The 18,807-nt window shown below is 34.8% G+C and carries 13 protein-coding genes; 8 read left to right on the forward strand and 5 right to left on the reverse strand.

The genetic code is table 11. From position 1 onward, the window contains the following. Positions 1-144: 144 nt before the first annotated feature. A complete protein-coding gene (susR, locus tag ACIDC4_RS23560) occupies positions 145-1,743 on the reverse strand; it encodes a SusR family glycan utilization regulator (RefSeq protein WP_412045689.1) in 1,599 nt (532 codons plus the stop codon). 484 nt (positions 1,744-2,227) lie between these two features. Between susR and ACIDC4_RS23565 the strand changes: the two genes are divergently transcribed. The 6 genes from ACIDC4_RS23565 to ACIDC4_RS23590 all read left to right on the forward strand — a co-directional run bounded on the left by ACIDC4_RS23565 (position 2,228) and on the right by ACIDC4_RS23590 (position 12,417). After that, positions 2,228-2,752 carry a DUF5004 domain-containing protein gene (locus ACIDC4_RS23565; protein ID WP_065449095.1) on the forward strand — a complete coding sequence of 175 codons (525 nt, stop codon included), beginning with the start codon at positions 2,228-2,230 and terminating at the stop codon, positions 2,750-2,752. Between the two features lie 8 nt (positions 2,753-2,760). Then, positions 2,761-3,843 carry a hypothetical protein gene (locus ACIDC4_RS23570; RefSeq protein ID WP_412045688.1) on the forward strand — a complete coding sequence of 361 codons (1,083 nt, stop codon included), beginning with the start codon at positions 2,761-2,763 and terminating at the stop codon, positions 3,841-3,843. A 112-nt stretch (positions 3,844-3,955) separates the two neighbouring features. Beyond that, a complete protein-coding gene (locus ACIDC4_RS23575) occupies positions 3,956-6,976 on the forward strand; it encodes a SusC/RagA family TonB-linked outer membrane protein (RefSeq protein WP_412045687.1) in 3,021 nt (1,006 codons plus the stop codon). Between the two features lie 24 nt (positions 6,977-7,000). Beyond that, positions 7,001-8,515 carry a RagB/SusD family nutrient uptake outer membrane protein gene (locus ACIDC4_RS23580; RefSeq protein WP_412045686.1) on the forward strand — a complete coding sequence of 505 codons (1,515 nt, stop codon included), beginning with the start codon at positions 7,001-7,003 and terminating at the stop codon, positions 8,513-8,515. Between the two features lie 612 nt (positions 8,516-9,127). Then, positions 9,128-10,372: a glycoside hydrolase family 99 protein gene (locus ACIDC4_RS23585; RefSeq protein ID WP_412045554.1), complete on the forward strand. Its 1,245-nt coding sequence runs from the start codon at positions 9,128-9,130 to the stop codon at positions 10,370-10,372. Positions 10,373-10,398: 26 nt separating this feature from the next. Continuing rightward, complete coding sequence (locus ACIDC4_RS23590) at positions 10,399-12,417, forward strand: glycoside hydrolase family 97 protein (RefSeq protein ID WP_412045553.1); 2,019 nt, start codon at positions 10,399-10,401, stop codon at positions 12,415-12,417. Between the two features lie 1,001 nt (positions 12,418-13,418). On the opposite strand, the gene ACIDC4_RS23595 is transcribed toward ACIDC4_RS23590, so the two are convergent. Both ACIDC4_RS23595 and ACIDC4_RS23600 read right to left on the reverse strand, forming a co-directional pair. After that, on the reverse strand, positions 13,419-14,333 hold the full coding sequence (locus ACIDC4_RS23595) for a hypothetical protein (protein ID WP_412045552.1): 915 nt from the start codon (positions 14,331-14,333) through the stop codon (positions 13,419-13,421). 219 nt (positions 14,334-14,552) lie between these two features. Next, positions 14,553-14,783: a hypothetical protein gene (locus ACIDC4_RS23600; protein ID WP_412045551.1), complete on the reverse strand. Its 231-nt coding sequence runs from the start codon at positions 14,781-14,783 to the stop codon at positions 14,553-14,555. A 115-nt stretch (positions 14,784-14,898) separates the two neighbouring features. Here ACIDC4_RS23600 and ACIDC4_RS23605 point away from each other — a divergent pair, with 115 nt between their 5' ends. Continuing rightward, positions 14,899-16,071, forward strand: coding sequence for a hypothetical protein (locus tag ACIDC4_RS23605; protein WP_412045550.1), 1,173 nt, complete (start codon positions 14,899-14,901; stop codon positions 16,069-16,071). 83 nt (positions 16,072-16,154) lie between these two features. Here the strand turns inward: ACIDC4_RS23605 and ACIDC4_RS23610 are convergent, their stop codons facing one another. After that, on the reverse strand, positions 16,155-16,589 hold the full coding sequence (locus tag ACIDC4_RS23610) for a DUF6526 family protein (RefSeq protein ID WP_412045549.1): 435 nt from the start codon (positions 16,587-16,589) through the stop codon (positions 16,155-16,157). Positions 16,590-16,902: 313 nt separating this feature from the next. After that, a complete protein-coding gene (locus ACIDC4_RS23615; protein ID WP_412045548.1) occupies positions 16,903-17,385 on the reverse strand; it encodes a DNA-deoxyinosine glycosylase in 483 nt (160 codons plus the stop codon). Positions 17,386-17,601: 216 nt separating this feature from the next. On the opposite strand from ACIDC4_RS23615, the gene ACIDC4_RS23620 reads away from it, so the two are divergent. After that, on the forward strand, positions 17,602-18,627 hold the full coding sequence (locus ACIDC4_RS23620) for a helix-turn-helix domain-containing protein (protein WP_412045547.1): 1,026 nt from the start codon (positions 17,602-17,604) through the stop codon (positions 18,625-18,627). The last annotated feature ends 180 nt before the right edge of the window (positions 18,628-18,807 follow it).

Consider the following 18,807-nt stretch of genomic DNA (forward strand, 5'->3'; position numbering starts at 1 on the left):
AGTTTTAGTTTTTATCTTTCCCTTTCTTCTGTTGAAAAATCTCAACATAAATTTACTAAAAACATTAATCCTTCTATAGTACAAACATAGGATGACAAGATTGTGTAAAAACTTAGTCCCTTAGCATCTTAGCCCCTTAGCAACTTAGATAGTTTTTATCGCCATAATCTTCTCTTCAAAAGTATCTTTAAAATCTGATTTGCTTTTGATTCTTGTTTTGTACGTATAAATGGTAGCTACAGAAAGTTCCAGGAATTCTGCCATTTGGTTACTGTCCTGAATGCCTAAGCGGTACAAAGCGAAAATGCGCAATTCGGTGTTTAAAAGTTCTCCTTTTTTTACCACGCATTTATGATCGTTGGGAAATAAATGATTAAAATCGGTTACAAAAGTTGGGAATAACTTCAGGAAGATTTCGTCAAATTGATGAAAAAGATTCTCGCGTTCTTCCTTTACATTATAACGCTTTAAACTCGCAATAACTTCATCTGTTTTCTTGGTAATGATTTTATGAAGGGTACTTTTCTGAATGTGATCTATTTTATTGATAAAGGCCGAAGTCGCTTTAATAAAATACGTAATATATTCTTCTTTAATAGCATTGGCTTCACTCAGACTAATATTCATTTCCTGAAGCTGCGCGTATGACGAAGCCATTATTTTTCTGGCTTTATTTCTTTCTTTTAATTGTTTAAAAATGATAATCGAAAACAAAATAATAATTACCGTAAGAATCGTTAGCAGCATAATAATCCTTTCGAGTTTATCGTTTTTCTCTTTTACATTGTTTAATTGTGCTTTTTCGATAATAGGCAATATCGACGAAATTTCGATTTTACGATGTCTGGCATTGTAAAAAGTCGCATCATCCATAGCAATGTTGATGTACTCATTGGCTTTGTCCAGATACCCCATTTTAAAGAGCTCATTGGCCAAATTTCTTAACGCCACAGTTTCTTTCGTAGCATTTTTGACATCAGCAATAGCGGCAAGTGCCAGATAATAAATCGCCTTTTTGGTATATCCTCTTTCAGAATAAATATAACCGAGACTTGAAGTTGCAATTCCGTAATAATCAGATGGTAATTGGTAATTGTTGATCCAGTAGCTAAACGCAAATTCAGCGCCACGCCAGTCTTGCTGTTTCAAGCGTTTTAAACTCTCTGCAGCCCAATATTCGTTTGTGTTGGTTCCTATTAATTCTAACGCCTTCTTCAGGAAATGATTTCCTTGCTGTACATAATGGATATTGAAGCGCTGATCTTTATTATAATCTGCTAAATCATAATAGGCGCGGGCTTTGATCGAATAAAATTCGAACTTATTTCTTTGATCGAGTTTTTTATCGTCGATAACATTAAGTGTATCAATAGCTTCTTTAAAGAGACCGGAGGAAAGCAATACAAAGCCTTCTTTTATTCGGCTTTTGGCTAAATAGATAGGTTCTTTAAGCACAATGGCTTTGATCTTGGCTTGTTCTAAATAATAATAAGCCGAGTCGTATTTGAAAGATTTATATTCTTCAAACAGCAGCATATAATTATTATAAAGCTGCTCGTTGTTTTGGCTCAGAGTAAACTTAGAGACGTTTTTCTTTAGAGTTTCTATTTTACGATACTTCTGTTTTAAGTAGATTTCCTTTTTAAGGAGTACTTTATCTAATTCTTCCAGAACAGGATTTGTCTCTTTCGCAGAGAGAGAAAAACCTGCAAGTAAAAAATATAGAATTACTATTCTTCGCATGTTTTTGGTTTGGTTTAGGAGGTAAGAAAAAATTTAGTTCGGCTTGAGTTAATTCGTTTTTAATTCAAAAATAGTTTAAGAGCTGATGATTAGCAACTTTTAAAATTGGGTAGCTTCTTTTGTAATATATATAAGAAAAAGGAAGTGATTATCGTGTGAAACCGGGTTTAGAATGTTAAAAGTACTCTAATAACTTGCAATTATACAATAAAAAGGAATTAAATATATGTATAGTGAAAAAAAAATCTGTTTTAATTTAGTTATTGTCATTTTTACCATAGTTTATTTGCGTTTTTCATCTCAACAGAACCTTGATTTTTTAATTTACGAAAACGTTATAGTTTATTGATTTTCAATTAATTAGAGTTTAAAATTACTGAATTATATCTTGATTTTTCACAGATGTTTTTTTTTAGATTTATTTAACCTCTAGTTTCGTACTGTCCTTTTAAAGGGATAAAAAAACTAACAAAAACCAAAATTTATGAGATGTAAAAGTATTTACTGGTTAGCTGTTTTTATGTGTTTATTTGCCATTGGCTGTGATAACACAGAAGACGGAAGCTACGTTGATCCGATTACCATTTATGAGAAAGTAAATGGAAACTGGGGATTGACAAATTTGAAAATGGTCGATGAATTTGCAAAGGCAAATAAGATCGAGCCAAGCGAAGAAAACTTGAGTACCTATTTCAACTACGAAGATTTTAAAATCAAGTTTAATGTAGATGAAAAGAACAATCCAACAAGTTACGAAGTTACAGGAGATGTGCCTCCTTTATTTGCTCCAAAAGGATACTGGCAGTTAAGTTCAGATTTTCAGCCAACAAATCCGGGTAATCCTGTCAAAATTTATTTGTACAGTGATGCTCAAAAAACTCAAAAAACAGATGAACTTCGATTATCATCGGTTCCGGGTAAAAACGGAGAGATGGAAATTCAGTTAGCACGTGTTTCCGGCGGAAGTGTGTTTATTTCCTATGTGTTTAAATTAACTGCTATTAATTAAAAAGTAATATGAAAAAATTTATATATACAATTTTACTTGCCTTATTAATCGCTCCTAATTTTGTGCAGGCACAAGAAACAACCGGAGCTGTAGGGAGTATGACATCATTTCCTGTAGTATACAAATATGATGAAAAAGTGACGTGGTTTTTTGATCTTTCAGGAACTACATTTGCTGAAAATGAAGCACTATATTTATGGATTTGGTCGCCATCAGAGCCTGATTCAGGAAATTGGGAAAACTCATCAGACTTTGCTAAACTTACACATGTAAAAGACAAAATTTGGAGTATTACTTTAACTCCAACAGAATATTTTTCTAAAACCCCGGCCGATATCGCTGCCAGTGCAGGATTCTGGCTTCGTATAAAAAACAAAAACGGATCGAAACAAAGTGAAGTGGCGAATATGCCATACACGGATTTCTCTTCATTTTATACGGCGAATGAGCTGATCAGAGCTTACCCAACAAAACCAACAATCGATAAAGGAGTTAGTATTTTGTTTAATGCCAATCTGGCTCCGGGATTTGCAGGTGCGACAAGCGTACATATGCATAGCGGACTTAACGACTGGACTATTCAGCAAATGTATGAAGCATCGAAACCGGAAATTGCCGAAAAAACAAAATTGAAAGACTTAGGAAACGGTTTTTATAAAATGGATTTAGTTCCAAAAGATTATTACAATGCTCCGGACGATTTCGTGATGGAAAATATGGTTTTCCTGATGGTAAAAGACAATTGGGCAGGAACAACTCCGGATCAGGTTTTATATGCTGGCGCTTTTGTACCGCCACCAGCACCGGTTTTTGGATTTTTCCCTTTACAAATTAGTCAAAAAGATTTTCTTGGAATGTCGAGAAAAAATAACGAATCGGGCGTAAACAAATTAATCTACACGATTACAGCCGGAAGCAAAATAATTTCGGGCGAGTTTACCGGAGGAACGGCTGAGATAAAAGGATTTGTGAATTTGGTTTCAGAACTAAAAGATGTTCCTAATTTAAGTGAAATACATGTTGTGGTAAAAGACAACAAAGACAAAACAATTTCGGATACAACGATTCCACTTAAAACTTTAGACAAATAAGTCACTATCAAATTAATGTCAATTCTAATGAAATGAGCATCACCCAAAATTGGTCATAATAACTAATAGTGGATATGCGAATTGACCGATAAAAAACAATAAATAACTACATATGAATAGTAAAAATAAAAAAATAGTCCTGCATCAAATGTGGACTACTAAAAATGTGGTATTCATGATTTTCATGCTTTTTCTTTCGGCAGGAATGTTTGCGCAGGAAAAAAAGCAGGTATCAGGTACCGTTTATGATAATACAGGAAGTGTATTGCCGGGAGCAACGGTAATTGAGGTTGGAACCAGAAATGCAACTACTACAGATTTTGACGGAAAATTTGTCCTTACGGTAGCCGTAGGAGGTTCGATCGAAGTTTCATTTATTGGATCTACAAACCAAAAGGTTCAGATTACAGCGGCAACAAAATCAAACATCGATGTTCGTTTGCAAAATGATGGTTATCAGCTTGCAGAAGTTCAGGTAGTTTCTGTGGGATACGGAACACAAAAGAAATCAGATTTAACCGGAGCCATTTCGAGTGTAAAAGCAGATGATTTGGTAAAAGGAACAATTTCTTCTACAGAACAGGTTTTACAGGGAAAAGTGGCGGGATTAAATATCATTCGTCCTTCTGGAGATCCTGCTGCAGGTTCTACAATACGTTTACGTGGAGGAACTTCACTTACAGCAAGCAACAGTCCGCTTATTGTAGTTGATGGTATTGCCGGTGTTGATATCAATATCGTTCAGCCATCGGATATTAAATCAGTAGACGTTCTTAAAGATGCTTCGGCGACAGCCATCTACGGATCAAGAGGAGCAAACGGTGTGATAATCATTACAACAAAATCAGGTACAAAAGGAGTTTCTGTAACCTACAGCGGATTATCAAGTGTGGGTTATGTAACAGATAATTTAGATCTTTTATCAGCCAATCAATGGAGAGGTTACGTGCGCAGTACAGGAAACAATGATGCTGTTGATTATGGCGGAAATACAAACTGGCAAAAAGCAATTCAGCAGACCGCTATTTCGCAATCGCATACTTTGAGTATTAATTCGGGTAAAGCTGATAGCGGTTTTAGAACTTCACTTTCGTACTTAAACAACGAAGGAGTTATCAAAAAAACGGGTCTTGAAAGATTAAGCGGAAATATTAACGCTTACCAATATCTTGGAGATAATAAAGACGTAAAATTCGACATGGGTTTATTTGCCAATGTTGATAAATGGCACCCAATGGATTACAGAATTTTTGAGCGTGCTTATAATTTAAATCCAACCATTCCGGTTTATGATGCTAACGGAGAATTCTCTGCTGTAAGTGGAAATATCTACCAAAATCCTGTTGAAATTTTAACCAACAGAACAGTAGATAACGAAAGACACAGATTGCTGGGTTATTTTAAAACCGAAGTGAAATTTTTAAAAGATTTTCTGGCTGTAGCCAATATTTCATACGAACATAATGCAGTAAAAGGCAGTACATACAAGCCATCTTATGCCATTATGGAGGGAATAGATGAAAAAGGATATGCTCAAAAAACATATGCTGAATACGCCAATGCGCAAGGAGAACTTTATGTAAATTATAATAAAGTAATCGATAAACACACTATTGGAGCTCTTGCCGGATATTCTTACTTAGAGAATATTTACGAAGGTTTTGGTGCACAGCGTAGTGGTTTTGTTACAGATGCTTTTAGTTATAATAATCTTGGTGCAGGTTACAATTATCGTTTGGGCGATGTGTATTCATATAAAGGAAAATCGAATTTAGTTTCGTTTTATGCCCGCGCCAACTATTCTTATGACGGAAAATATTTGCTAACCGGTACCGTAAGACGTGATGGTTCAAGCCGTTTTGGAGAAAACAATAAATGGGGAACTTTTCCATCTGCATCTGTAGCCTGGAAAGTTTCGAGCGAGGAATTTATGAGTTCAACAAAAGGTTGGTTAGACACTCTTAAATTTAGAGTAGGTTACGGAGTTACCGGTAATCAGGACGGAATTGGAGAGTACAAATCGCTTTCGATTTTAGGAGTGGGTAACGACAGTTATTACGATCCCACTACAGGAAGATGGAGTTTGGCTTATTCGCCAAAACAAAATCCAAATCCTGATTTAAAATGGGAATCAACAAGACAATTGAATATTGGTGTTGATTTTAGTTTATTCAACAGAATTACAGGTTCATTCGAATATTATTCAAAAAACACAGACGATTTGCTTTATACTTACGAAGTGCCTCAGCCTCCTTATTTAGTAGGAACAATGCTGGCTAACGTTGGTGAAATGTCTAATAAAGGAGTGGAGCTTACATTGAATGCAGATATCGTAAAAGGAGATAAATTTTCATGGAATGCCAATTTAACTTTAGGACATAACGTTCAAAAAATCGAAAAGTTATCGAATCCTACTTATAAAACAGATGTTATTTACAGCGGATCTCTTCACGGATTAGCAGGTATGTCAGGACAATATTCTCAAATTATTGCCGAGGGATATCCTGTTGGAACGTTCTGGGGATTCAAAAATGCGGGTCTTGATGCAGATGGTAAAATTCAGTACTATAATGCAGCGGGAAGTGTAGTGGCAGAAAGTGCTCTGGTAGATGCTGATAAAAGAGATTTAGGAAATATTCAGCCTGATTTAACAATGGGTATCGGAATGAACTTTACTTACGGAAATTTTGATTTGGGTGTTACAGGATACGGAATGTTTGGTCAAAAAGCATTAAACGCAACCAACATGATGCTGAACGATCCTAACAGATTACCCACTTTTAATGTTCCGGATGATTTCCTGAATAGCGGTATCACATCAGCTCCTAAATATTCAGATTACTGGATCGAAGATGCTTCTTTCTTTAGACTTCAAACGGTTTCAGTAGGATATACTTTGCCATTAAAATACAAAAGTTCAAAACTTAGAATTTATCTTATGGGAGAAAACCTTGCCGTATTTACAAAATACAAAGGTGTAGATCCTGAAATTGGATTAAATGCGCAAGACGGTATCAATCAAACCGGAGTAATGGATTTAACCGGCTTAGCAGCTCCAGGAATTGACAGATACAATAATTATCCCCGACCAACTACGATTTCTGTTGGATTAAATTTTACGCTGAATAATTAAGCGAATAACTCAAAAATATAAAAAATGAAAGTCAAAATAACAGCATTATTATTAGTAAGTATGCTTTTTACGATATCATGTACAGATTTAAATGAAGATTTATATGATAGAGTAGAAGACGGGAATTTTGGACAAACTCCAAAAGAAGTTGATGCATTAGTAGGAGGAGCCTATTCTTCTTTGCGAGGATTCTCTGATGGTATCTCAACCAATTACCCAACAAGTGAGTACGTATTCTTTTTGAATGAGACCGTTTCAGATGAAGCTACCATTCCTACCAGAGGAACCAACTGGTACGATGGCGGGCAATATCAGGATGCACAAAGACATACCTGGAAAACAGATAACCGTATGATTTTATCAGCATGGCGTTACAACTACACCGGAATTGCAAAAATCAATTCGATTATTTATCAGGTAGATAAATCATCTTTGACAGCTGCGGCAAAAGCGCCAATTTATGCCGAATTAAAATCTTTAAGAGCGTATTATTACTATAACCTTTTGGATTTGTTTGGGAATGTGCCAATTGTAGTAAATTTTGAAGATACCTCTTTGCCATCAAATTCTACCAGAAAACAAGTATATGATTTTGTAGAAAAAGAATTGCTGGACGCAATTCCGCATTTAACTTCAAATGTGGTGTATTCTAAATTAACAAAAAATGTAGCGTATTCATTATTAGCAAGATTGTACCTAAATTCAGAAGCTTTTATTGGTACACCGCGTTGGCAGGATTGTATTGATATGTGTCAAAAAGTAACTGGATATACTTTAGCGCCTGATTTTTTTGCCAATTTTGCGACAGAAAATGAAAAATCACCAGAGATTATTTTCGCTATTCCTTACGATCAAAAAGCAGGAACAGTAGGAAATTATATGAACTCAATGTCTCTTCATTATTTACATAAACTAACCATTTCTGCCTCAGGAAATGATTATCCGTGGAGTGCCAACGGAATGTGTGCACAACCGGGAGTTTATTCTGCTTTTACTGCTACAGACAAAAGAAGAAAATGTATGGTGGCAGGAGATCAGATTAGTGTAGCTACAGGTTCTGTAATTACTATGGATAACGGAGAACCTTTAACTTATACAGAAGAAATTACAAGTGTGGCTGATGCCAAAGAAAACCAGGGAGTTCGTTTAGGAAAATACGAAATGAAAGCCGGTGAACAATGGGAACGTGATCATGATTTAGTTTTAATTCGTTATGCTGAGATTTTAATGATGCAAGCGGAATGCTACGTACGTTTAGGAGCGGCAGATTTGGCAAAACCTTTTGTACAGCAAATTACAGCACGTGCCGGAGAAGAAATGCCTACCGTAATAGATCTTGCTTTTATAGACAAAGAATTGCTTAAGGAATTTACTTTTGAAGGAAGAAGAAGAACAGATAACATCCGTTTTGGAACATTCTTCGATTCATGGTGGGAAAAAGGACCAACGGAGAAATACAGAGCGATCTTCCCAATTCCAAGTACAGTGCTAACAACAAATAAAAATCTGGTACAAAATCCTGGGTATCCTGTAAACTAGGTTATTGAATGTCAGTCTTCCGTGTTGGTTAGTCGTGGAAGGCTGACATATTTTAAAAATAATTTTAGCCACAGATTACAAGATTAAAATGATTTTTGTTTCACGCAGATTTTACAGATTAAAGCAGATTTAATTTTGATTAAAAAAAAATCATCTGCAAAATCTGCTTAAATCATTTTAAATCTGCGTGAAATAATTTTAGCCACAGATTACAAGATTAAAATGATTTTTGTTTCATGCAGATTCTGAAGATTAAAGCATATTTAATTTTGATTAAAAAAATAAAATCATCTGCAAAATCTGCTTAAATCATTTTAAATCTGCGTGAAATAATTTTAGCCACAGATTACAAGATTAAAATGATTTTTGTTTCATGCAGATTCTGAAGATTAAAGCAGATTTAATTTTGATTAAAAAAATAAAATCATCTGCAAAATCTGCTTAAATCAATTTAAATCTGCGTGAAATAATTTTAGCCAAAGATTTTCAAATTAAAATGATTAAAAAATCTGTGATAATCTTTTAATCTGTGGCAAAAAAAATCAGCTCAATCTGCCAAATCTGCGTGAGAAAATTCAGTGGCAAAAAAATAAAAACAAATAATACATCAATATGAAAAGAGCTATCACATTATTGTTTTTTGGGATCATGAATGTTTTAGTCGCCGCGGGTTGCAGCAGCGATGATAAAAATTCTGATACACCTACAGAACCGGAAACATTTGAACCTGTTGCGATTGAAAAAACAAATAGCACCAAAATTTATGTTCATTATATGCCTTGGTTTGAAACCAATGAAAGTAGTGCCGATAAAAAATGGGGATATCACTGGACAATGGCCAACAAAAATCCAAACAACATTGGCGCAAACAATCGCAGGGACATTGCGTCGTACTATTATCCACTCATTGGCCCTTATCATTCAGGCGATAAAAATGTGATCGAAAATCATTTATTATTGATGAAATATTCAGGAATCGATGGTGTTTTGATCGATTGGTACGGCACTTTTGATGTAAACGATTATCGAATGGTAAAAGAAAATACAGAACAGCTTATCGCGATGCTGGACAAAGTTGGACTAGAATATGCCATTGTTTACGAAGACCGATTTTTGCCAAATGTTGTCAACGCCGGAAAAGCAATTTCGGTTACAAGTGCCGCCAAAACCGATTTATCTTATATGGAGAAAAACTATTTTGATGATAAAAATTACATCAAAATAAACGGGAAACCATTACTGCTTAATTTTGGCCCAATCGTATTACAAACACCAGCCGAATGGACGAACGTTTTTAATGTTCTGACCACAAAACCTACTTTTTTAACGCTCTGGAACGAATCTGTAGATGCCGGAGATAATGCCTCGGGAGAATATGCGTGGGTATATAAAAACAACACGTATCTCAGTAATTTTTATACCAATAACAAACCAAAATTGAATGTTGCAATGGGAAGCGCGTATCCTGGTTTTAAAGATTTTTATGCCGAAGGTGGTGGCGGAGCTGCAATTGGATGGACAATAGAACACAACAACGGAGCAACTCTTGATGAAACACTTTCTCTGGCTAAAAATGCAAATTTAAATTACCTGCAATTAATTACATGGAATGACTTTGGAGAAGGAACAATGTTCGAACCAACAGTAGAATTTGGTTATACGTATATCGAAAAAGTAAAAGCATTTGCGGGCGTAAAAAGTACCGAGACTGTTTTTCCTGAAATCAGTAAAATGTATAATCAGAGATTAGAAAAGAAAGGCAATGCCGATGCCCAGAAAAAATTAGATCAGGCTTTTAATTATTTTGTTTCTATGCAGCCAGCAAAAGCAAAACAGTTACTAAACGAAATTAAATAAAGAGTTGTAATTAATACAATTAAATAATGAAAAACATAAAATATAGATACTGTCTAATCGCTTTAGCATCAATGTTGATCGTTGCCTGCAGTACTAAAAAAACATACAAAATAAGTTCTCCGGGAAAAAATACCGAATTGGTTTTTGAATTAACGCCTTCAGGTCAGCCGCAATATAGTTTAACATCAAACGGAAAATCTGTTATAGAACCTTCTTTATTAGGATTTGAATTTAATGGAATCCAAAAAATGACAGAGGGTTTTGAAGTGGTTTCCACCGAAGAAAAAGCAGCTGATGAAACCTGGGAACAGCCTTGGGGCGAATTCAAAAAAGTGAGAGATCACCACAACGAATTGATTGTGCATTTGAAAGAATCAAAAGGAGAAGAACGTCTGGTTGATATTGTTTTCAGGGTTTTTGATGATGGAGTTGGTTTTAGATATGAATTTCCAAAACAGCCTAATTTAGGGAAAGTAGAAATTTCAAACGAAATCACGCAATTCACTTTTAAATCAGATAATGATGTTTGGTGGATTCCGGTGCATCGCGAAAACAGCTATTACGAAAGCACCTACCGTAAAACCGCTGTTAGTAAAACCGATACGATCAATACACCGGCAACTTTAGAAACCAAAGAAAAATTATTTGTGGCGATTCACGAAGCCAACCTAACCGATTTTGCCTCAATGACGTTACTTAAAACAAATGATAAACAATACAAAAGCGAATTAGTGCCGTGGGCCAATGGTGTAAAAGTATATGCCGAAACGCCTTTTAGAACACCATGGAGAACTATTGTAGTAGGAAAAACTCCGGGTGAAGTAGCCACATCGACGATTATGCTGAATTTAAATGATCCTTCAAAAATTGAAGACCTTTCCTGGATTACGCCTTCAAAATATATTGGGATTTGGTGGGGAATGCATTTAGAAAAATTCACCTGGGGACAAGGACCCAAACATGGTGCAACGACTAAAAATACAAAAGAATACATTGATTTTGCTGCGAAAAACAATCTGGACGGAGTTCTGGTAGAAGGCTGGAACGAAGGCTGGGACGGCGACTGGACTGCCGATGGCTCTTCTTTTAGTTTTGTAAAAGCCTATCCTGATTTTAATCTGGAAGAAATTACAAAATATGCCGCCATCAAAAATGTTCGTTTAATAGGACATCACGAAACGGCGGGAGCCACAAAACATTACGAAAGCCAATTAGAAGATGCTTTTAAATTGTATCAGAAAATGGGCGTAAATACCGTAAAAACGGGTTACGTAAATAAATATCTGGATAAAAAAGAATGGCACGACAGCCAGTATGGAGCACGTCATTATAGAAAGGTAATGGAAACTGCGGCTAAATATCATATCATGATCGACAATCACGAACCTATAAAAGGAACGGGATTGCAGCGTACCTACCCAAATTTTATGACGCAAGAAGGCGGAAGAGGACAGGAATACAACGCATGGTCTGTAGATGGAGGAAATACACCGGAACATCTTACGACTTTGCCTTTTACAAGAATGCTTTCAGGTCCGTTTGATTATACGCCGGGGAATTTCAATTTTGATTATAAAACACCTTCCGGAGCAAGAGTACAAACGACTTTGGCAAACCAGTTGGCCTTGTATGTTATTATTTTCAGTCCGTTGCAAATGGCATCAGATTTACCGGAAAACTACGAAGGAAAACCGGAATTTCAGTTTATAAAAGATGTTCCCTGCACGTGGTCTGATACCAAAGTATTAGACTCTAAAATAGGAGAATATACCACCATTGCCAGAAAAGACTGGGACGAGAAAAACTGGTACTTAGGCGCTATAACCAATAGTTTTGCGAGAAACCTAAAAGTAAATTTATCATTTTTGGATGCCGGAAAAGAATACGAAGCCGAAGTTTATGCAGATGGAGCAGGAGCAAATTATAAAACAAATCCGTATCCTGTGACAATTTCAAAACAAAAAGTAAACAATAAAACAGTATTAGATCTTAAGTTGGCAGCTGGAGGAGGAACAGCTATAAAATTTACTCCAATAGAAAAATAAGTTAGTAAGTTTTATTTTTGAGTTAAGTTTAAGTTTGAGTGTAAGTTTGCGCAATGAACCCGATGTCTTGAAAAAGATATCGGGTTTGTTATTTTTGTTTATTAACAGATTATGCGCAATCTTGTCATCCCGAGGAACGAGGGATCTCCGCAAGAAACTCCGCAATCAAAATTTCCAATCTTTGAAGAGTTGCTTATGGAGATCCCTCGTTCCTCGGGATGACAAACTATGGGGTAATTTTGTGGCTACTTCGCCTAAAATGAGACACGGATTATACTGATTCGCTTTGCGAAAACGCGGATAAACGCGGATTTTTTATAATGCACCAAACGCAATATTGTCATCCCGAGGAACGAGGGATCTCCGCTAGAAACTCCGCAAAGAATGTTACCAATCTATGTCGATTAACTAGTGTGATCCTTCCTCCGTCAAGGATGACAAGATTGGGGTTGATTTGCGATTACTTTGTCTGGAATTGCACACGGATTATACTGATTCGCTTTGCGAAAACGCGGATAAACACGGCTTTTTTTATAATGCACTAAACGCAATCTTGTCATCCCGAGGAACGAGGGATCTCCGCTAGAAACTCCGAAAAGAATGTTACCAATCTATGTCGTTAACTAGTGTGTTCCTTCCTCCGTCAGGATGACAAGATTGTGGTTGTTTTTCGATTACTTTGGCTGGAATGGCACACGGATTATACTGATTCGCTTTGCGAAAACGCGGATAAAAACGGATTTTTTATAATGTACTAAACGCAATCTTGTCATCCTGAACGAGGGATCTCCGCTAGAAACTCCACAAACAGAATCGCCAATCTATGTCGATTAACTAGTGTGATCCTTCCTCCGTCAAGGATGACAAGATTGGGGTTGATTTGCGATTACTTTGTCTGCAATGGCACACGGATTATACTGATTCGCTTCGCGAAAACGCGGATAAACGCGGATTTTATTTGAAGATTTTGAATTTTGTCTAATCCTAAAATTTTAAATCTTTTAATGATTATAATGAATATGCCCACCAAATGTATAAGCCGCGGCTAAAGTTGGTCCGTTGTATCCCCATTTCAAAAATCCGTTGAGTCTTTGTTCTATGGCATCAACCTTAAAGTTCAGACCTGTGTATCCTGCGGTAAGGCTGAAGTTTTTGTGTACATTATATAAAAGAGAAAGATTGTAGCTGATAATTCGGCCATCGATATCATCAATTTTTAAGGCGAGATAATTGGCATTGACGTATAAGCCAAAGCGTTTTGCTAATACAAAATCACCCCAAATCCCTATGTCTGGTAGTGGAGCGGTAAAATTAAAACTATCTCTATATTCTAAACTCGCCTGATTGGCATTAACGCGTAAACCCAAATCTGTAAAAAGTACGTGGGCCCCAATTAATAAACCGGCCTGATATTTTGGCTTTGCCAAAAAGGCGTAACCGTAAGCAATTCTCGCAATCTGAACATCAAAAAAGGCCGTTACACTTGTATTTATGCTATAGGTGTGTTCACCAAAAGTGATGTCTTTTTGGAGCGTTTTGGTAGAATTTCTGTCTAAAGAGAAATATTCAAAACCTAATCTGGATCTTTTTGAAATGCGCCAGTCAAAAGTTGCCATAAAGGAAACACTTGATTTCGAAAATCCTAAATCGTCTTCAAGATCTATTTTCGTACCTCTGTTTCCGTTATTTGTTCCAACTTCGATTTCAGTATTATTGATAGGAAAAAAAGCTCCGGCAGTTACTTTAAAACGTCTATCGTGCCATGGTAAATCTGCAGCATCATAATCCTGAAAGTCTTCTGAAGCATTGTTCTGTAAAATTGTAAGAGAATTTTCTACTGGTATTTCGGCAGTAGTCTGAGCCTGAATTGTAGAAAAGGAAAGGGAAACTATCAAAAAATAAAATAATTTTTTCATGAGACTTATTTTTTAGATTTATTGATAAAATTTTAACATTTAAAGTTAACAAAAAAAATCATTCATTTTTCATTTTAGATCTTCTAATTTTGTAAAGTTGATCTGGATATCAGTAGATTATGGGTTTGTTGAACTTTGTTAGTATTTATGATATGAAAAATTATTTACTGTTTCTTTAGAAGCCTTTGTTCTTAGAATGGCAATGTTTAGGAAAATATCTTATGAAAACTGGAGCTGCGTGAGGGATAGGAGAATGCTACCGCAGTAGCACGGATAGCCCGACAGCATCCTGATAAGAGGGCGTATAAGCGCAAAGTAAATTTGCCCTCTTATCGGGATGGTGGCACGCCCTGATTCAATATCAATATCAATATCAATATCAATATCAATATCAATATCAATATCAATATCAATATCAATTTCAAAACTCAACATCAAAAAGAGTATCAATGAAAATATTTTTTTTTAAATTTTGGATTCTATCTTATTTTCGATTGTAATTGATTTTTGACATTGCCATTGTAATTGATTTAGGTTATATTTGAGAGTAAATCTGAAAACAATTATGGATAAAAAATTAAAACAATACCTTGTAAAGTCTTTCGTAGTACTATTATTGATTCATTTGGGCTATTTTTTGTATGGCTATTTTAAGTTTGAAGGAATTGGGAATATCGATATCTATACCGAGTTTTACAGGTTTAAGTTTTATGATGATGTCTCTATTTCGCAGTTTTTTATAACGGGTTTGTTTTTACTTTTCTTCTTGATTTTTTTGCTGAAAAACCATTCGAAACAAAATTATTCTTTTGTAAATCTGCTTAAAATTGGGGGATTGTTGCTGCTGATTTCCTTCTTTAGTTTTTCATTTTTTGTTAGTTATAGTTTTGGAATGAACGCTAAAATGAGAACGGAATTGTCTGAAACGAAACTTAATAAAGACAAAACTTTACTGAATGTTTTACGTCCGTTTTTGTATAATTATACTTCTTATAGTTCAGATAAATTATTTAATCCGGTAAATGTATTATACCCAAAACCTTATCCGGTAATTGAGGTGGTTGACAGTGTGATGATTCAGAACGATAATTATATTACCGAAACGAATTATTATAGTATTGATACTTTGAAGATGTTAACGACGGATTTAGATAAAGTTTCGTCTGCAACAAGTACGATTTTGGATAGTATTGGTTTTGGTAAAAAAGAACTTTTGGATCGTATCATCAGTAAAAATGTGATAAAAGACAGTACCGAAATTATTTATAAAGGTATGCGCGTAAATCCTGACTATGATGAGGATATTTGCATATTTATAAAAAATAAAGCTTTGTACAAACCTGTAAATGGTATTGCTATCGAGCAACAACAATATGATGCTGCGGTAAAAAGATATAAGCTGCTTTATAAAATTAAAGAAGATTCGTTGCTATATAATTTTAAGCAACTGGATACGCTTTTAAGAAAATACAAAATCGAAACCAGTATAGTACCAAAAGATCTGGCCAAAGACGTTCGGTTTTATCAAAATCATGATAATGAACCTCTTAATGCGATTAGAAATAATTATGACAGAAAGGCGCTAACAGACAAATTCAATACTCTGGAGCGATTATTCTATGAACCTAAATATCTTCATCCTTCTATTATCGAAATCTTTTTTGGCGTAGTTTTAGGCGCTTGGCTGATTGGTTTCTTGATTTATATTTTGTTTAATTATAAAAGAAAAACAGTATAAATAGCGTCAAAATGAGTTTTTAAATTTGTGAAATATATCTTTATTTTGACATTGATTTTTGCCATTGCCATTGATTTTTGTAATTAAACCCTGTTATAATCGGCTTTCCAGTGTACGATGGCTTTTTTTATGGCATCACCGCTGAGGTTGTTTTTTAGCGCATCTTCTATAAGAGGCAATAGTTCGTCATCGGGAGCAAAACGAAGCCCGAAAATTTGATCATCGGTTAGTTTGTATTCGATTTCCTCAAATCTTTTTCCGGTAAGGGTAAAATAACGGTACCGAAGTTCGAGACGTACGATTCGGTTTTGAAGAATTAGGGCATAATGCTGTCGTAACATAAAAGCAAGACAAAATAAAAAGACAAAAACAACGCTGATAAAAGACCAAATTAAGGTGTCGTTTGTGGTAAAAGCAAAGTAAATACTTGCTGCCAAAAAGATCATAAGAATAGGGTAGTAAACAAAATGATGCGGTGTGTAGAACCGAATATGGTTGTAATAAGTCTGAATTTTCATAATTATTTCGTTTATGGTGTGATATTAAAAAACAAAAGCTACCCTAAAAAATAGAATAGCTTTTTTTCCAAAAATAAACTAACATAACCAATGTTCTCTTTATAATTAAACTTTTTTCAAAGTTCTCTTAGTAGTATCTATATTTAAAAAAAGCCTCACGCTGCATTCTCTTTTTCAATGGCTTTTATTTGTTTGGTAAAATTAGTCAGGAGGTGAAAAAAAGCTGTTATATTTTAAAATGTAAATGTTATATTATTTCAACTTTTGCAGTTGAATGGTTATTTTATTTGCCTTGAATTTTATTCTTTTCTGATTATAGTGAACTTATAATTTTCCATTGATCTAATTTAGACTGATAACTTTGGCTTGCATTTGCCGGGCTTGTAGAAGGTAAAGTAATGAGCTGATAGTCTTTCTTTAAATGAACATATTTTTTAAAGAAAGCGGCTGCTTTTTGTCCGTTGAATAATATGGTTTTGATGTTGGGATGCTGTCCTAAAAACGTTTCGAAATCATTTGCAATTTCATTTTTTATAGCGCTGTCTAAACTTCCAACTCTGTCGCAAAACTGCAAAACATCCCATAGCGCAATTTTGTTTTTTTGCAAAAGTGCTTTTTTTATTTCGTAATCATTCGAGAAGTCTTCCTTAAAAATCGCGAAAATAAATTTCCAGAAATTATTTTGGTTATGGCCATAATACTGGTTGAGTTCTAATGATTTTGTTCCGGGCATTGTGCCTAAAATCAAAACATTAGCATCATTATTGGCGATAGGGGCAAAAGAAAAACTTTTCATATATAGTATACTATTGTAGCAGAAAGGTAAAAAATATTACTGTTAAAAACATCATCCCTAAGTAATTATAAAACAATTTAGAAAAATTATATAACATTGTTGGCTGACTTGTGAGCGAACTTTGAATCGTAGATTTTTAGAAATCCAATACCACAAAACGGACTTTCTTTTTTTGTAAATCTATATAAAATGATGTTGAATTAAAATCCCTGCAAAATGAAAATAGTTACTATAAACACAGAAAAAATTCAAAATATTTTTGAAGAATTACATACAAACTTCGGCGGTAAAGTAACTTTTGATTTAGACGAATACACGCTCGAAACGAACAATAGTTTTGCAAAAGGTACTATAATTGGCGCCTCTTTTAATGATAATATTTCATACGTTCAGTTCGATATGACTTTTGCTGCAGATGTTCGAATGGATGTTGTAAATCCTATAGAATCACCGGTTTATTTTGCATATTGCTCTAAAGGAAGTTTGTCGCATAGTTTTGGCAGTACCGGCGAGGAACGAAAATTTAAAACATTTCAGACCGCGATAGTTACCTCAAAGAAAAATCAGGATAATGTACTGTTTTTCGAAAAAGATAAAAAAACAAAATTTACCTTAATAATAGTAGGAACTCAGGTTTTGCACCAAGACCCAACTAACTCTCTGAATCAGAAAGTAAAAGAGACTTTCTTTGAAACTGAGGCCGTTCAGGATTTCTTTTACGTAGGTTCTTATAACCTGAAGATTGCTGAAAAAATAGAACAATTGAATGCCATTACACAAACCGGAATTGTTAGAAATCTTCTAAAAGAAGGAATTCTGCGCATCATCCTGGCAATGGAAATTCAGCAGCATACAGATGATTTATGTATGAATTCTAAAGATACAAATTGCCTTACCTTACGTGAAATGGAGGAAATCAAAGAACTTTCTGAAGCCATCAGAGCCAATCCGGAAGAAGCTTTTACCATTAAATCCTTAAGCAAAAAATCAGGTCTTTCGCCAAATAAATTACAGGAAGGTTTTAAACTGATACACAACAGAACGGTAAACGATTATATTACCCACATGCGCGTTCTAAAAGCCGAAATTTTAATCAGAACTTCTGATCTTAATATATCCGAAATCGTTTATTGCATTGGTTTTACCAGCAGAAGCTATTTCTCAAAAATATTCAAACAAAAATTCAATTGCAGTCCAAAAGAATATAAATTCAATTTGAATCCGTTGGCTATAACAGCTTAACTAAAAAGTTGCTAAGGTTCTAGGGGACTAAGATTCTAAGTTTTTTATTTGCAAAAAATGATACTATATAGTAAGACGTACATCAGGTACGTCTTTTTTTATGTCCATCATCTTTTTCAGGAGCTATTTCCTGCTATCCACTTGTATCTTTTCCTGGCTAAAGAAGCCAGAAAAAGGATA

Source organism: Flavobacterium sp. C3NV (assembly GCF_046825355.2).
Classification (GTDB): Bacteria; Bacteroidota; Bacteroidia; order Flavobacteriales; family Flavobacteriaceae; genus Flavobacterium.

Coding starts and splice junctions, on each gene's coding strand:
- ACIDC4_RS23580 (WP_412045686.1), top strand. CDS start 7,001: ATGAAAGTCAAAATAACAGCATTATTATTAGTAAGTATGCTTTTTACG.
- ACIDC4_RS23585 (WP_412045554.1), top strand. CDS start 9,128: ATGAAAAGAGCTATCACATTATTGTTTTTTGGGATCATGAATGTTTTA.
- ACIDC4_RS23610 (WP_412045549.1), bottom strand. CDS start 16,589: ATGAAAATTCAGACTTATTACAACCATATTCGGTTCTACACACCGCAT.
- ACIDC4_RS23605 (WP_412045550.1), top strand. CDS start 14,899: ATGGATAAAAAATTAAAACAATACCTTGTAAAGTCTTTCGTAGTACTA.
- ACIDC4_RS23595 (WP_412045552.1), bottom strand. CDS start 14,333: ATGAAAAAATTATTTTATTTTTTGATAGTTTCCCTTTCCTTTTCTACA.
- ACIDC4_RS23575 (WP_412045687.1), top strand. CDS start 3,956: ATGAATAGTAAAAATAAAAAAATAGTCCTGCATCAAATGTGGACTACT.
- ACIDC4_RS23565 (WP_065449095.1), top strand. CDS start 2,228: ATGAGATGTAAAAGTATTTACTGGTTAGCTGTTTTTATGTGTTTATTT.
- susR (WP_412045689.1), bottom strand. CDS start 1,743: ATGCGAAGAATAGTAATTCTATATTTTTTACTTGCAGGTTTTTCTCTC.
- ACIDC4_RS23620 (WP_412045547.1), top strand. CDS start 17,602: ATGAAAATAGTTACTATAAACACAGAAAAAATTCAAAATATTTTTGAA.
- ACIDC4_RS23615 (WP_412045548.1), bottom strand. CDS start 17,385: ATGAAAAGTTTTTCTTTTGCCCCTATCGCCAATAATGATGCTAATGTT.
- ACIDC4_RS23570 (WP_412045688.1), top strand. CDS start 2,761: ATGAAAAAATTTATATATACAATTTTACTTGCCTTATTAATCGCTCCT.
- ACIDC4_RS23590 (WP_412045553.1), top strand. CDS start 10,399: ATGAAAAACATAAAATATAGATACTGTCTAATCGCTTTAGCATCAATG.